Consider the following 13,402-nt stretch of genomic DNA (forward strand, 5'->3'; position numbering starts at 1 on the left):
AGCATCCCGCTCGGGTTCGAAGGCATCCTTACCCTGCGCGGCGGCGCGATCCGCTCCTTCACCGACGGCAGCCTGATCCTCAACCAGAGCCGGCTGTTCACCCAGCAGGGGGCGATATCGTGCTGTGGTCGTCGGGCGGCAATTTGAACGCCGGTCAGGGGCCGCGCTCGGCGGCGTCGTTCCCGCCGGTGCAGGTTCTGGTCGATGAGAACGCCTTCTCGGAGCTGAACGTTGCCGGCGCCATCAGCGGCGCAGGTATCGCCGGCTTCCAGCCCTCGCCGGACGTTCAGGCGCCGAACGTGTTCCTGATCGCGCCGCTCGGTACGGTCGACGCCGGCGAGGCCGGGATCCGTGTGGCGGGTAACCTGTTTGTCTCCGCCCAGGCGGTCGCCAACGCCGAGAATATCTCGGTCGGCGGCTCTGCGGTCGGCGTGCCGGCGGCGGCGGCGGTTGACGCGGGTGCCAACGCGGCGGCCTCGGCGGCGTCAGCAGCGGCGAACGCGGCCGTGACCGAGCAGGCCAACCGGGCTGGTGGTCGCGGCACCGCGCAATCGCGGATCACCGTGGACGTGATTGGCTTCTCCGGTGACGATGAGGACGACGACCCTGCAAGCGCCGCGGCGCCGACCGCCCGGCGAACTGTCCGCCAGCGACCTGAGGATCAGAGTGACCGCTCTATGCCTTTGTTTTATTGATATTTCTTAAACAGCGGATGAGTCCATCTGCTTGGAAAGGCTCTAACGCCAGTCGGAGGAGCGGACCTGATAAGCGGGCGAAGGCTTGCCGGTCAGCTCCACCACGGTGACACGGCTGATGCTCGCCCCGCTCGGCAGGCGCACCGTGATGACGATCGAGAGCGGGCGCCCGGCCAGGTTCTCGTTCTCGGCGATGCTGAGCGCCGGCCGCTGCCCGCCTGCGCGCGCTGCTGGGCGCTTGAGGGGCCGATCCCGGTTCGGGTGGCGAGCGCGAGCGGGCTGGCGTTTTCGCGCACGAAGATCGCGCCGAGACGGGTGCTGACGGTGAGGGCCGGGCGTACCCGCTCCAGAAGCTCGGCGTCCATGCCGCGAATGCGGACCAGTTCATCAAGGCTGATGATGCCGCTGTTGCGCGGCCGGATGCCTTCCGGGGCATAATAAGCGCTTTCCGCGCCGCTACTCTCGACATAGTCGTCGCTGTCGATCCAGTCCGCCAGCGAGTCCGCAAGCACATCCAGCCGGGCACCGGTCACACCAGCAGCCTCGAACAGGCGGCGCGCCGCCGGGCCGAACAGGGAGCCGAGGGAGATTTTCGCCCATTCGTCCTCGACGCTGATCGTCAGGGTCGCGCCGTTGAAGGTGCGTACATAGCGCTTGCCGTCGATCGCCCAGCGACGGGTGCGGTCCTCGATGGTCAACCCCTGGAGTGCAAGCACAAGGCCCGCGTCCGCGGCAGCCTGCATGCGCGCACGCTCGGTGATGGCGATGGCGGCGATGCTGTCGCCCCGGTCGCCAGCGGTCAGATCGAAGGCGAGGTACGCGAAGGCGGCAAGCGCTGCGACACAGGCGACCAGCGCATAGCCCTGGCGCCTGGTTTTCACGGGCGCTGGCCGCTTTTTCCAGCAAGGGCTGCACCGACCTGATTTTCTCGATCATTTCCTCGGTCGCGGCCTTGCCGTCCTCCACCGAGCGCAGAACGGTCGGCTTGATGAGAATGACCAGTTCCGTGCGGTTGAGGGTATTGTTGGTCGTGCCGAACAGCAGCGAACCGAGGACCGGAATGCGGCTGAGGAACGGGATGCCGGAGCGGCCGCGTTCGTCCCGGTTGCGGATCAGGCCGCCGATCGCGATCAGGTTACCGTCCTTCACAGCCACGGACGACGAGACACGACGGGTGGAGATGGTCGGCGAGTTGAGCGTAGAGGTTCGGGTCGTCGAGACGTCGCTGACTTCCTGAGAGATATCCAGCAGCACGACGCCATTGCTGTTCACGCGCGGCGTGATTTCCAGAATGACGCCGGTGTCGCGGTACTGGATCGAGTTGACGATGGGGAATCGGGGTTCTGGGTACTGACGGCGGACGCGCTGGCGATCGGTACCTGGTCGCCGACCTGCAGCGAGGCGGTCTGGTTGTTCAGCACCATGAGCTTGGGCGCCGCCACCACGTTGATCTTCGTCAGGCCTTCAAGCGCATTGAGCGTCGCATCGATGCTGCGGCCGGCATAGAAATAGGAAAACCCTGGGAACTCCCGCACCAGACTGCCGAGCGTGCCTTCCTGGTTGGACAGGCGTACATCGGATTTGCCGCGCGTGAACGACCATTGCACGCCATAGCGAAGGTCGTTGGTGAGCGTGACCTCGGTGATCGCCGCCTCGATCAGAATCTGCGAGGGTGCCAGGTCGAGCTTGCGCAGCGCATCTTCGATCACCGCGTAATTGCGCTGGGTCGCAAAGACCGTGATCGCGTTGTTGATGTCGTCACTGGTGATGGTGGCGTTGAGCTTGGTCGCGGTGCCGCTGACGCCGGCGGCAGCGCTTTCGGCTTCTGCAGGCCGCGCCGGCTGTTCTCGACCTCGCTGCCTTCGTCTGCGGCGGCGAAACGGTTCTGCTGGCCGAAGCCCTGCTGGTCGTCCTGCGTCGCATCGTCGTCGCCGGTATCGCTGCTGTCCGCACCGCCGCTGCCTTTGCCGCCGCCGAGTGCTGCGATGAGCGTCTTTGCGAGGTCCGAGGAACGGCCGTTCTGCACCCGGTAGACGAACAGGCGCGGCTCGTTATTCTCCCCTCGCGATCGAGGACATTCACCCATCGTTGTACGTCCTCAAGATACTGCGGCTGGATCGAGACCGCGAGGATGCCGTTGAGCTTCTCCATGGCGATCAGACGAACCAGACCCTTGGTCGGCGCATCGTTGCCGTTGATCAGCTTTTCAAGCTCGGGGACGATCAGGCGCGCATCCGTCTGCTTGGGAATGTAGAGGCCGAAGGACATGTTGCGCAGCCAGTTGACGTCGAACTGCTTGACCAGTTCCCGCACCGAGCTGCGCTGCCCGGTTGCGCCCTTGATGACCAGTTGCGTGCCCTGGGACGCGTTGTCGACGACGCCGGGCAGGATCGGCTCGATGAGCTTGCGCATTTCCGGGGCGGTGACGAACTTGAGCTGGATCGTCTCCGTGGCATAGCCGACAGCCTCGCTGTTGGCGATTTCGCTGGTCGATGCAGCAGCGCCGGTCGGCACGATGCGGTAGCCGCCGCTGCCGGCGACCAGCGCCAGGTTGGCGGCGCGTAGCGCGTCCTCGAACACGGGCAGCACATCCTCCCGCGCGATTGGTGTGGGGTTACAAGGGTGAGTGCGGCACGCAAGTTCGGATCGACAGTATATTGCAGCTTCAGGATGCCGCCCAGCACGGCCTTGGCGACATCCTGCACGTCGCCGCCGGGGAAGTTCAGAGTGACGTCGCCGGGGCGGGGCTGGCGCTTGGGCGGCACTGCCGGCTGCTGCGGCGCTCCGGTGCCGGGCAATATGGTGACATTGACATCGTCGTCCGTCGGCGGTGCGAGGTCGACGACCGGCGTCTCCGCCGATTGCTCCTGCGCGATCGAACTATCTGCCTGCATGCCGCCGAAGCTGGTGAGCAGCGCCAGTAGGGACACGTTCATGACGCGTCGGGATGCGGTGGACGGGTTCAGGATCATTGGTCTTCCCGTTGCTGTTCGGCGTCGGCTGAGCGCTTGCGGTAAGCTGCGCGCTGCGTGGATCGGTCAAGGGATAGCGCTTGACGCCGTCCGCCCCGCTGAAAAGGGCGGTTTGCCCTTCGATGCCGATAAATCTGAGCGTGCCAGCCATCTCCCCGCGCTGAACCAGAGCCGTGCGGCCATCCGCTGCGCGCAGGACGGCAGAGGCATAGCGCTTGCTGGCCGCCAGGCCAACGACCGTGAATTCCGTGAGGTTGGCGGCCTTGACCACGCCGGGATCGCTGCCGCCGGTGAGCGAGCGCGATTGCGCGAACAGCGGCGCTGCCAGGATGGCACGATAGGGTGGCAGGCCGCCCTCGGGCAGAGGTGGGAGCGGGGCCGGCGAGAGCGCGGGCGCGGGTGTAAGCTCAACCGGTGCCGGCAGAAGCGCCTGCGCGACCAGAGCGGCCGCGAGCACGGCCGCGGCGGCAAGCCCCGTAGGGTTGAGATCACTGAGGGAGAGCTTGAACATAACGCGCAGCGATCTCTAAGCGGATATTCATGACCCGATGTTGCCGGTGTTTGCGGCCTCGTCGGCGGCGATCGAGACTGATTCTACAACAAGATACGGCGCTCGGTCTGCAGGCGTCTTAACCCCTGAGTGAGCGAGGTCAACCCGACCTGACCATCGATCTGCGCCCGAACCCAGCCGGCGTCCGACTCTAGCGCCTGAACCGACGAGATGACGTTGCCGACACCGGCGAAGGTCTTGCGCGCGCGCAGGCGAATGGCGTCGAGCGCGGCGTCAGGCGATGCCGCGATGATCGCGTAACGCGCCTGGTCCTGCGCTGCGCGCTGGCGCGCTGACGCCAGACCGGCGTGGCGCCGATCAGGCGTTCGTTCTGGGTGTACGTGAGGGCAAGTTGCGCCCGTTCATCGGCGCGCGCGGCAAAGCCGTCGGCAATCGGGGCGACGATCAACGCGTAGAGCAGCAGCAGGACGGCCGCCAGAATGCCGATCGCCAGGATTTTCCGCTCGCGGGCGTTCAGGGCTTCATTCGCCAGCCTCCGCCTGCGGTGGCACGAGGAGGTCGGCCGTGATGTCGAACGGCTGGCCCGCGGGCGTTGCGACCGGCACTTCCTCGGTGCTGTTGCGCACGTTGGCAAGGCCGGGCGTCAGCCGCAGGATTTCCTGCAAATCGTCGTTGCCCTTGCGATAGCCGATGATGCGGACGTCCTTGCCGTTCCAGCTATATCGCTGCACCCAGGCGGACAGCGGCAGAACCTTCGTGATCGCATCCAGCGTGCGCAGGGTTCGCGCGTGCTTCGCTGGTTCAACAGGTCTTCACGTTGCTTGTGCTCGCCTTCGACCTGCCGGCGCAGGCCGGTCACCAAGGTCATGCCGCCGCTCTGCGCCGCCACGGCTTCGCGCATCGCCTCTACCCGGCGGATGTCGCGCAGGATCAGACCGATGCCGTTGAGCAGGATCAGCGCAGCCACGACGCTCCAGAGGATGGCATTGCCCTTGATCCTGCCGCTCGGTGCCTGAGCTTCGTCGAGCGAGGGGCGGAAATCGAAGCGCACGCTGTCTGCGTCCGCCGGGGAGCCGACACAGATGACCTTGGGCTCCAGCCCCGCCTCGCTGAGCTGGGCGATAACCTTTTCCGCATCCTCGCGCGGCCAGACGCCCAGGGCCACGCGCTGTACGGTTTCGCCCCGGGAGAGCACGGCGACATCCGAATAGACGGCATCGGCGGCATAGGGGTCAGGCGGTCGACATCGAGCCGCGCCATGCGGCGAATGTCGAACGAGGAGAGCAAGGGCGCATCATATTCCCGGACAAGGACGTCGCCGCCGCCGAGCATCAGCCGCACCGGGCGCAGGGTGTCACGCGGCTCCGGCATGCCGATGAGGCGGCCGTTGCGGAAAACCCGCAGGTCGTCCTCGCCATGAACGACGTCGAGCGCCGGACCGCGCCGCAACCGGGCGATCAGGCCACGCGGCAGCAAATCGGTCAGCTCGTCGAGCCACCAGCGCACGCCCTGCCTGATCCAGCGGGCGACGGTGCCGAGATCAGCGTTCAGAATTTCGTTCGCGTTCATCATCGTCCCCGACACTGGCCGCTTCGTGGGTCCACTGAGCATGCCGTGTCAAGAGTCGCTGTAGGTCTGGCGATGAAATCGGGCCATTCTCTTGGGTCGTCGCGCCTAAAACGCAACGTGATGCGAATAAGTTCGGGTGCAGTCGGCTGAAAACCCCATAAAGGCAACCAAGCTCTGTTGCCATCCGCGGGCGACCGGCCAAAATAACTCAGCGTCATATTTGCGACACCGCGCAGCAAAACTTGCTCACGCCAAGGTGTGTCGCCATAGAAATCATTACCGCGGGGATCGTCGTCCGCGAGCGCGAGCGGGATCGCAAGCGTGCTGGCGCTGGAAAGCACCAGATCGCCGTTGGAGCGCAGCGATAACTGATAGCGATACAGCGCATCCGGCCGCTTGGCCTGTATCGGCGAAGACAGGAAAAGACCCGCCGGCCGTCGCCGTAAACGTCGATGCGCGGCCTGCTGTCGCCGGACGAGGTATTCAGCGGGTAGAGTTGCTCGATCAGGGTGCGCAGCATATTCTGGACTGCCACGACATCATCGCCATCGTTGCGGGCACGGTCCAATTGCAGCCGTGTCTTCTGGGCGACGCCAAGGCCTGAGGCCAGCATGACGCTGATGAGCCCGACAATCGCCAGGGAAACCAGAAGCTCGACGAGGGTCAGGCCACGACGCATCATGACGTCGGCGCTCCCGAGGCACGCAGAGTGGTGAGGCTGGCGGCGTCCCTCGAACTGTTTTCCATGCGTACCGAGACGGTGACGCGCAGGATCTGGCCGATCTTGCCGCGACCTTCGCCGGTGGTGGGCGCGATATCGATACGCCAGCGGTAGCGGCCGGACACCCTCGCGCCACGCCGCTGCGCAGCGGGATGCTGGCGCCGACGGTTGCAAGTTGGGATTGCGCCACCAGAAGCGCATATTGCTGGTCGCGCACCTGACGCGCATGGCGGGCGCTGTCTACGAGCGTGTTGAACAGCGCCACGAGGATAATCGACGCCAGTGCGGCGGCGATGACGGTTTCGAGAAAGATCGTGCCACGCCGCGCCGTCATGGCTGCAACCGTATGCTGACGCCTTGCGTGATCGGGTCTACGGCGATGCGAGCCAGGCGCTTGCCGGAGGCGACTTCGAGCACACCGCCAGTCGAGGAACCATCGGCGTAGAAGGCGATAGGGCCTTCGCTGACCTGCCTCATGCTGACTGTGTCCGGCAACAGCCGCGGGCTGACGCCTTGCCAGGCGTAGCTGTGGCCATCCTTCGCGACGCTGAGGGCGACGCGCTTGCCGGTGCTGAGGCTTTCGGCGGCGGCGACCCGGATATTGGCGGTGACGGCCGTCAGGGTCTGATCGAAGGCGAACCGCGCGATGGCGGTCTCGATGCGGGGAACGCCAGGCCCGAGATCATCACCGTGATCGCCAGCACGGCCAGAACCTCGATGAGGGTGAAGCCCGCGCGGACGACGCCCGGGGTGCGCCCTCGCGGCATGTTATGGCTGCCAGTTGCCGATGTCCTGGGCCTCGCCGCTGCCGCCTTCCGCATTGTCCGACCCGAGCGTGAAGACGTCGACTTCGCCTTTCTGGCCCGGGCTGCGATAATGGTAGGGGTTGCCCCAGGGATCGATCAGGCCGGCTTCCTTGGCGAGGTATGGGCCGTTCCAGTTCGGCGCGTTGGCCGGCGCCGTGACCAGCGCCTTCAGGCCCTCGTCGTTTGTCGGGTTGCGGCCGACACTTAGCTGGAACAGCTGCAGGCCCGAGACGATGTTGGCGATCTGCACCCGTGCCGTCTGGCTGCGCGAGGTGCCGAGATATTTCAGCACCTGCGGCCCGACGATCGCCGCCAGCAGACCGAGGATCGCCAGGACGACCAGCAGCTCAAGCAGGGAAAAGCCCTTGCGCATTTTGCGAACCCTGAGGGTCGATCTCATGGTCTTACGTTCCCGGTCCAGTGTCCATATTCTGAAATTCGTCCAAGCGGGATATCGAGTTCACAGCGAATTTCAGAATTTAAAGGACACTAGTAAATTGTAGTTTCTCGCGTCGTATCTGATTTCAAAGTTCACCCAGAGGACTATATTTTCAGCAAGAGAACTTTGCAATCACGACGCGAGCGCCAAGTCATTGAAACTGAGGATTGCGGACATGATCGACACGATCACCAGCGCCACAAATCCGGCAAGCACAACGGTGATAGCCGGGGTGAGCACGCTTATCAACCGCGCGATCATCTGCTTGACCTGACGATCGAGCACGTCGGCGAGTCTGCCGAGCATGAGGCCGAGTTGCGCGGTCTCCTCCCCGGTCTTCAGGAAGCTCATTGCCATGCGCGGGAACAGGCCGGTCGCCGCCAGCGGCCCGCTGAGCCCGCCGCCCTCCTTCAGGCCGCGCGCGACATTCAGGATCGCCGATGCCATATGGCTGTTGGTAAGCGAGCGCTGGGCAATGCTGACGGCGGACGGCAGCGGAACGCCGCCATCGATCAGGCTGCCGAGCACGCGCGCGAACCGCGCCGTCTCCGCATCGCGGATCAGCGCGCCGATGCCCGGTATCCGCAGAAGCAGCCGGTCCAGGCTCAGCCGCGTCTCTGGCTGACGCAGCACCTGCGCAAGCGCAACGCCGAGCAGGCCGATCGCCAGCAGCGCGGTCAGGCCTTGTGTGCGCACGAACGTGCTGGCGGCCAGCACGGCCTGGGTGGTGGCGGGGAGCTTGGACAGATCATCCCCGAACAAGTCCGCGAACTGCGGCACGACGCCGATCAGCATCATCAGGATGACCCCGCCGGCGACGACGACCAGTAGGCTTGGATAGACCATGGCTGAGACCACGGTCTGGCGCAGCGCCTCGCCGCGATCCAGCGTATCGGCCAGCTTGGCGAGCGCCGGTGCCAGCCCGCCACTGGCCTCGCCGGCCTCCGCCATCGCCCAGGCCATCGGCGAGAACAGGCCCGGATGCCGCGCCATCGCCGCCGAGAGGGGCGCGCCCTCCTTCACCTGTTGCTGGATGTCCGCGAAGGCGGCGCGGTCGCCGGCGCTCTGGATGCTCTCGCCGATGATCGCCAATGCCCGGTCCAGGGTGAGCCCCGAGTCCAGCAGCACCGCCAGCTCGCCCAGCGCCTTGATGACCGTCTGGCGGCTGGCGGCGCTGGCCCGCCGCACTTTGCCGGCTTGCCCGCCGCCTTCGGCTTTGGCTGGCTTGGCCTCGATCGGGGACAGGCCGGAGCGCTGCAGGCGCGCGATCACCTCCTCGGCGGTCTGCGCCTCCATCGTGCCGGTGCGAGCTTCGCCGCTGCGGGCGACGGCGCGGTATCGAAACGTCGCCATCGCTACCCCTCGCGCGTCACGCGGACCACCTCTTCGATGGTGGTGAGACCCGCATGGGCCTTGATCAGCCCGTCCTGCAACATGGTGTGCATGCCGGCGCCGACCGCCTGTCGCTGGATATCCCGCGCTTCCGCCTGGGCGACGACCATCTGCGACAGCTTCTCGTCCATGCGCAGCAGTTCGTGGATGGCGATTCGGCCGCGAAAGCCGCTGCCGCCGCAGGCGGCGCAGCCGACCGGCTGATAGAGGGTGATCCGCGCGCCTTCCTTCACGTTGAAGCCGAGCGAGCGCAGCACCGCATGGTCCGCCTGCTGCGGCTGGCGGCAGTGCGGGCAGAGCCGGCGCACGAGGCGCTGGGCGAGAACGGCGGAGACCGTCGAGGCGATCAGGAACGGCTCGACCCCCATGTCGATGAGGCGGGTGACGGCGCCGGCCGCAGTGTTGGTGTGCAGGGTCGAGAGGATCATGTGGCCGGTGAGCGAAGCCTGGACCGCGACCTGTGCGGTTTCGAGGTCGCGGATTTCGCCGACCATCATCACGTCCGGGTCCTGGCGCAGGAACGAGCGCAGGGCGGCAGCGAAGGTCAGGCCGATCTGCGGATTGACCTGGGTCTGGTTGATGCCGGCGAGCCGGTATTCGACCGGGTCTTCGACGGTGAGGATCTTCCGGGTCGCTGCGTTGAGCAGCGAGAGCGTCGCATAGAGCGTCGTGGTCTTACCGCTGCCGGTCGGCCCAGTCACCAGCACGATGCCGTGCGGCTGGTGCACCAGATCAGTCAGCGCCTTGACGGTCGGCGGGTCGAAGCCGAGCGTCGCCAGATCGAGGGTCAGGTTGGAGCGGTCGAGCAGGCGCATGACCACACTCGCCGTGAATGGTCGGTGCGGTCGCCACGCGCAGATCGACGTCGTGGCCGCGCACCGCCAGCCGCAGGCGGCCATCCTGCGGCAGACGCTTCTCCGCGATGTTGAGGCCGGACATGACCTTGACGCGCGAGACGAAGGCCGCCTTCATGCTGGCGGGCAGGGGTCCTGCTCCAGCATCGCGCCATCGATGCGCATGCGCACCTTCAACTGCTCTTCGGTCGGTTCGACATGGATGTCCGACGCCCGCTGCTCGACCGCCGAGGTAATCAACCGGTTGACCGCGCGGATTGCCGGCGCGTCGCTCGCCAGGTCCTGCAGGCGTTCGAGGTCGGCTTCGTCAGCCTCGATCGCGACGTCACCGTCGTCCGTGCGCTCAGCGGCGAAGTGGCGGTCGAGGAACGCCTCCAGGTCGCTGGCGCGCGCCAGCCAGCGGCGTACCGGCCGGTTGAACATGAACCGCAGCGCTTCTTCCGGATGCGGGTCGAACGGGTCGACAACGGCGATGTCGACCGACTGGTCGGTCACGCTGAGCGGCAGCACGCGGTTGTCGCGCAGCCAGCGCAGCGACAGCGCCCCGACGTCCGGCCGCGCCTGCGGCAGCTGGCTTTGCTCGAGTATGGGCAGGCCGCTCTGGCGGGCGGCGAAATCAGCCAGCGACTGCTCGGACATCAGCCCGAGGCGCGTCAGGATGGCGTCGTAGCGCTCGCCGGACTCCTCATGGACCAGACGTGCACGCGCCAAGGTCTCCGGCGGCAGCGCGCCGCTGGCCTCAAGCGCGTCGATCAGGCTTTCGCCTCCGGTTCCTCGGCTATTCCGGGTTTCGATCTGCGTTGCCGCCATCGGGGTCTCCATGCGACGCATAGGTTAATTTCAAGAGCGACGACAATCGGTTCAAGCCTGCAACGAAAAGACTCGAGGCGCACAACATACTCCCCAGCTAACACCCGCAGGCGCCGCGCGGCAAGCCCACGCGCAGCCAGGGGATCGCGAAACCCCTTGAGGGCGCTCTCCTTTTCACATCCGTCCTGCGGTTAGGGCAGAGTCTTCGTCCCGGTGTGAAAATTCAACTCTAAGGCATTGAGGGCTTGGAGGGTTTATGGTTAACGACACATTATAATGGTTAATGTCATTTTCTGTTATGAACGGCAGGTAGAGGGTCTTCGCCGAGACGATTCTCGGGGCCGGATGCCGATGCGGGTTCACCGTGACCTATCCGGGCCGATAAGCGTCAAAGTCGTTATCGCTCCTTGTGTAGTTACAGGTTGTTTTTCGCGTGCTTCTTGGATTGCTGTCGTTTTTGTCCGGCTGTCCGCCACACGAAATCCAGCCCTGCCGCGGTGCGATGGCTGAGATGATCTCCGGGCTTTTTAGCTGCTCGCCGGATCATTCTATAGCAACAAAGGAAAGAGAGACCCATGCAAACCAAATCGATCCTGCTGGCGGCTGCTGCCGCCATCGTGGGCGTTGCCGGCCAGGCGCACGCTCAAGCCACCATCTACGGTAACGGCGCTTCGCTGCCGGCGCCGTATATCCGCCAGATCTTCGACTGCTACGGCACCGACTTCCCGCTGGTCACCCGCACCGGCAACCCGGTCGCCGCCGCGACCCCGTCGGGCGTGTTCCGCTACAACCCGGACGTCAACAGCGACGGCACCCCGGACGGCGTGATCCGCGACTGCAGCAGCGAGACCGCCAACGTCCTGTCGAACTTCCGCGGCGTCTACGTCTCGACCGGTTCGGGCCGTGGCATCCAGGGCATCTTCTCGCACTCGGCGTCGTTCGCTGGCGACTATGTGGTCGGCGACGCTCTGACCACGCTGTTCCCGTCTGGTCCGCACTATGGCCTGTCGGAAGCCGGCCTGGGCGACAACGACGTCGCCAACTACAACCTCGGCAATGGCGGCGGCCGCCCGGCCACCCAGAGCCTGACCATTCTGGCTCCGGGCAACGCCACCCCGGACCCGCTGCCGTCGAACACCTTCCGCAACCCGCGCGAGCGCTATGGCGCCTGGTGCAGTTCCGCTGCTGATCGCACCGGTGAACATCGCGTTCGACCCGATCTACCGCAAGTATAACCACCCGACCCTGGGCCTGCAGGAATACCGCCTGCGCATCCAGAACCCGCGCACGGCTCTGGACTCGAACGGCAACACCGTCACCACCGGCGGTATCCGCCTGACCCCGTCGGCCTACTGCCGCATCTTCCACGGCGAGATCACCAACTGGAACGACACCCAGCTGCGCTCGCCGGCGATCACCGGCAACCCGACGACCTTCCGTGACACGAACGACGTGACCCAGACCAACGCCAACTTCTCGGCGCCGATCCAGATCGTCGGTCGTTCGGACTCGTCGGGCACCACCTCGATCTTCACCCGTCACCTGTCGGCGGTCTGCGACGCCTTCGTGGCTTCCAACGCCTTCACCACCGCTGGCAACACCGCGCTGCCGGCGTCGCGCATCTCGACCGCCATCTGGAACGCCACCACCCAGACCCTTTCGGGCACCGAGACCCTGGGTCTCTTCACCCGTTCGGCTGGTAACGAAGGCGTGGCTGACTACCTCGACTTCCGCGCCGTGCCGTCGGCTTCGCTGAACGACTCGGGCCGTGGTTTCACCTTCAACGCCGGCATCAACGCCGCCGACGTCCTGACCCAGGCCCGCATCGGTTACGTTGGTCCGGACTATGTCCTGCCGGCCGTACTGACCACCCAGACCAACACTTACGGCCTGACCACCGCCGATCTGTTCAACGCCAACGGCCAGAACGTCGTGCCGGCGCCGACCGGTGCCCGCCTGGCGTATGAACTGTTCCCGGTTGTTGCCGGCGCTGACCGTCAGAACCCGGCGCGCTGGGTTGCCCCGCTCGAGCGCTTCGTGCCGTACGACATCAACCAGGACGGCGCGTTCGACGTCGCTGACAACCCCGACACGGCGACCGTGAACGACCCGGCGGACCGCAACCCGCTGGCCAACCCGTTCAGCGCGACCGACCCGTCGTTCCGCGCCTACCCGATGCTCGGCACGACCAACGCCCTGCTGTACACCTGCTATCAGGCGGGTTCGGTGCGTTCGGCGATCCTGCGCTTCTTCCAGGAGTATGAGCGCCGTTCGAACCTGAACACCGACAACCTGGCGAACGACACCGATCAGGGCCTGCTGGACTCGGCCGGCCTGAGCTCGGTGCCGAACGGCTGGCAGAACGCCATCCGCACCGTGTTCTTCACCACGGCGCTGAATTCGGGCAACCCGAATAGCCAGGCAATCCAGCTGACGACCAATGCGGACGGCAACGGCACCGTGCTGAACGAAGTCACCGGTCAGCAGGTTCCGGAATCGACCCAGTGCCAAGGCCTGGTCGGCGCCGGCGCCTAAGCGTCTGATCGCTTAAGCGACTGAACCGAAAGGCGGCCCCGGTGGAAACACCGGGGCCGTTTTTGCGTGGTTTAGACCTTGATCGTTTCAGGCTGAAT

General features: G+C 65.7%; 18 protein-coding genes and 2 pseudogenes. 4 read left to right on the forward strand and 16 right to left on the reverse strand.

What is annotated here, in order from left to right:
* The first annotated feature begins 119 nt into the window (after window positions 1-119).
* Window positions 120-695, forward strand: a complete 576-nt coding sequence (locus E6W36_RS12510; protein WP_222872795.1) for a filamentous haemagglutinin family protein — start codon at window positions 120-122, stop codon at window positions 693-695.
* 92 nt (window positions 696-787) lie between these two features.
* On the opposite strand, the gene E6W36_RS12515 is transcribed toward E6W36_RS12510, so the two are convergent.
* From E6W36_RS12515 to E6W36_RS12530, 4 genes and pseudogenes are all read right to left on the reverse strand, one after another.
* Window positions 788-1,576, reverse strand: coding sequence for a type II secretion system minor pseudopilin (locus E6W36_RS12515; protein ID WP_222872796.1), 789 nt, complete (start codon window positions 1,574-1,576; stop codon window positions 788-790).
* 148 nt (window positions 1,577-1,724) lie between these two features.
* Window positions 1,725-1,967: pseudogene (locus tag E6W36_RS23570) on the reverse strand (hypothetical protein); the annotation flags it as partial.
* On the reverse strand, window positions 1,964-2,404 hold the full coding sequence (locus E6W36_RS12525) for a type II secretion system protein GspD (protein WP_222872797.1): 441 nt from the start codon (window positions 2,402-2,404) through the stop codon (window positions 1,964-1,966). The pseudogene E6W36_RS23570 and the gene E6W36_RS12525, both read right to left, overlap by 4 nt.
* Window positions 2,405-2,453: 49 nt before the next feature.
* A complete protein-coding gene (locus tag E6W36_RS12530) occupies window positions 2,454-3,275 on the reverse strand; it encodes a hypothetical protein (RefSeq protein ID WP_222872798.1) in 822 nt (273 codons plus the stop codon).
* Window positions 3,276-3,301: 26 nt separating this feature from the next.
* On the opposite strand from E6W36_RS12530, the gene E6W36_RS12535 reads away from it, so the two are divergent.
* Entirely contained in the window at window positions 3,302-3,619 is a 318-nt protein-coding gene (locus tag E6W36_RS12535; protein WP_222872799.1) for a hypothetical protein, read from the forward strand.
* On the opposite strand, the gene E6W36_RS12540 is transcribed toward E6W36_RS12535, so the two are convergent.
* The 12 genes and pseudogenes from E6W36_RS12540 to E6W36_RS12600 form a co-directional block, all read right to left on the reverse strand.
* Window positions 3,576-4,178 (reverse strand): hypothetical protein, encoded by a 603-nt coding sequence (locus tag E6W36_RS12540; protein ID WP_222872800.1) that lies wholly within the window; start codon window positions 4,176-4,178, stop codon window positions 3,576-3,578. The genes E6W36_RS12535 and E6W36_RS12540 overlap by 44 nt on opposite strands.
* Window positions 4,179-4,368: 190 nt before the next feature.
* Window positions 4,369-4,626 (reverse strand): hypothetical protein, encoded by a 258-nt coding sequence (locus E6W36_RS12545; protein ID WP_222872801.1) that lies wholly within the window; start codon window positions 4,624-4,626, stop codon window positions 4,369-4,371.
* A 73-nt stretch (window positions 4,627-4,699) separates the two neighbouring features.
* Window positions 4,700-4,843 carry a hypothetical protein gene (locus E6W36_RS12550; RefSeq protein WP_222872802.1) on the reverse strand — a complete coding sequence of 48 codons (144 nt, stop codon included), beginning with the start codon at window positions 4,841-4,843 and terminating at the stop codon, window positions 4,700-4,702.
* Complete coding sequence (locus E6W36_RS12555; RefSeq protein WP_222872803.1) at window positions 4,822-5,373, reverse strand: hypothetical protein; 552 nt, start codon at window positions 5,371-5,373, stop codon at window positions 4,822-4,824. Before E6W36_RS12555 ends, E6W36_RS12550 begins: the two co-directional genes overlap by 22 nt.
* A gap of 588 nt (window positions 5,374-5,961) precedes the next feature.
* The gene (locus E6W36_RS12560; protein WP_222872804.1) at window positions 5,962-6,429 is read right to left on the reverse strand and encodes a PulJ/GspJ family protein; all 468 of its coding nucleotides are present in this window, start codon (window positions 6,427-6,429) and stop codon (window positions 5,962-5,964) included.
* On the reverse strand, window positions 6,426-6,593 hold the full coding sequence (locus E6W36_RS12565) for a hypothetical protein (protein WP_222872805.1): 168 nt from the start codon (window positions 6,591-6,593) through the stop codon (window positions 6,426-6,428). The genes E6W36_RS12560 and E6W36_RS12565 overlap by 4 nt, the downstream gene beginning before the upstream one ends.
* A 205-nt stretch (window positions 6,594-6,798) precedes the next feature.
* Window positions 6,799-6,945, reverse strand: coding sequence for a hypothetical protein (locus E6W36_RS12570; protein ID WP_222872806.1), 147 nt, complete (start codon window positions 6,943-6,945; stop codon window positions 6,799-6,801).
* A 140-nt stretch (window positions 6,946-7,085) separates the two neighbouring features.
* A complete protein-coding gene (locus tag E6W36_RS12575) occupies window positions 7,086-7,235 on the reverse strand; it encodes a type II secretion system protein (protein ID WP_222872807.1) in 150 nt (49 codons plus the stop codon).
* Window position 7,236: 1 nt separating this feature from the next.
* Window positions 7,237-7,647: a type II secretion system major pseudopilin GspG gene (gspG, locus tag E6W36_RS12580; RefSeq protein WP_246047692.1), complete on the reverse strand. Its 411-nt coding sequence runs from the start codon at window positions 7,645-7,647 to the stop codon at window positions 7,237-7,239.
* A 198-nt stretch (window positions 7,648-7,845) separates the two neighbouring features.
* Entirely contained in the window at window positions 7,846-9,066 is a 1,221-nt protein-coding gene (locus E6W36_RS12585; protein ID WP_222872809.1) for a type II secretion system F family protein, read from the reverse strand.
* Window positions 9,067-9,068: 2 nt separating this feature from the next.
* A pseudogene (locus E6W36_RS12590) lies at window positions 9,069-10,077 on the reverse strand (GspE/PulE family protein).
* A complete protein-coding gene (locus E6W36_RS12600) occupies window positions 10,074-10,769 on the reverse strand; it encodes a GspE/PulE family protein (RefSeq protein WP_222872812.1) in 696 nt (231 codons plus the stop codon). The pseudogene E6W36_RS12590 and the gene E6W36_RS12600 overlap by 4 nt, the downstream one beginning before the upstream one ends.
* A gap of 575 nt (window positions 10,770-11,344) precedes the next feature.
* Here E6W36_RS12600 and E6W36_RS12605 point away from each other — a divergent pair.
* Complete coding sequence (locus E6W36_RS12605; protein WP_222872813.1) at window positions 11,345-12,004, forward strand: hypothetical protein; 660 nt, start codon at window positions 11,345-11,347, stop codon at window positions 12,002-12,004.
* A complete protein-coding gene (locus E6W36_RS12610; RefSeq protein ID WP_222872814.1) occupies window positions 11,967-13,304 on the forward strand; it encodes a substrate-binding domain-containing protein in 1,338 nt (445 codons plus the stop codon). The genes E6W36_RS12605 and E6W36_RS12610 overlap by 38 nt, the downstream gene beginning before the upstream one ends.
* Window positions 13,305-13,402: the final 98 nt, after the last annotated feature.

Source organism: Hankyongella ginsenosidimutans (assembly GCF_005144965.1).
Taxonomy (GTDB): Bacteria; Pseudomonadota; Alphaproteobacteria; order Sphingomonadales; family Sphingomonadaceae; genus Hankyongella; species Hankyongella ginsenosidimutans.

Bases quoted from the DNA above. Each gene is read 5' to 3' on its own strand.
- E6W36_RS12540 (WP_222872800.1), bottom strand. From the start codon at position 4,178: ATGTTCAAGCTCTCCCTCAGTGATCTCAACCCTACGGGGCTTGCCGCC.
- gspG (WP_246047692.1), bottom strand. From the start codon at position 7,647: ATGCGCAAGGGCTTTTCCCTGCTTGAGCTGCTGGTCGTCCTGGCGATC.
- E6W36_RS12600 (WP_222872812.1), bottom strand. From the start codon at position 10,769: ATGGCGGCAACGCAGATCGAAACCCGGAATAGCCGAGGAACCGGAGGC.
- E6W36_RS12605 (WP_222872813.1), top strand. From the start codon at position 11,345: ATGCAAACCAAATCGATCCTGCTGGCGGCTGCTGCCGCCATCGTGGGC.
- E6W36_RS12560 (WP_222872804.1), bottom strand. From the start codon at position 6,429: ATGATGCGTCGTGGCCTGACCCTCGTCGAGCTTCTGGTTTCCCTGGCG.
- E6W36_RS12570 (WP_222872806.1), bottom strand. From the start codon at position 6,945: ATGAGGCAGGTCAGCGAAGGCCCTATCGCCTTCTACGCCGATGGTTCC.
- E6W36_RS12575 (WP_222872807.1), bottom strand. From the start codon at position 7,235: ATGCCGCGAGGGCGCACCCCGGGCGTCGTCCGCGCGGGCTTCACCCTC.
- E6W36_RS12585 (WP_222872809.1), bottom strand. From the start codon at position 9,066: ATGGCGACGTTTCGATACCGCGCCGTCGCCCGCAGCGGCGAAGCTCGC.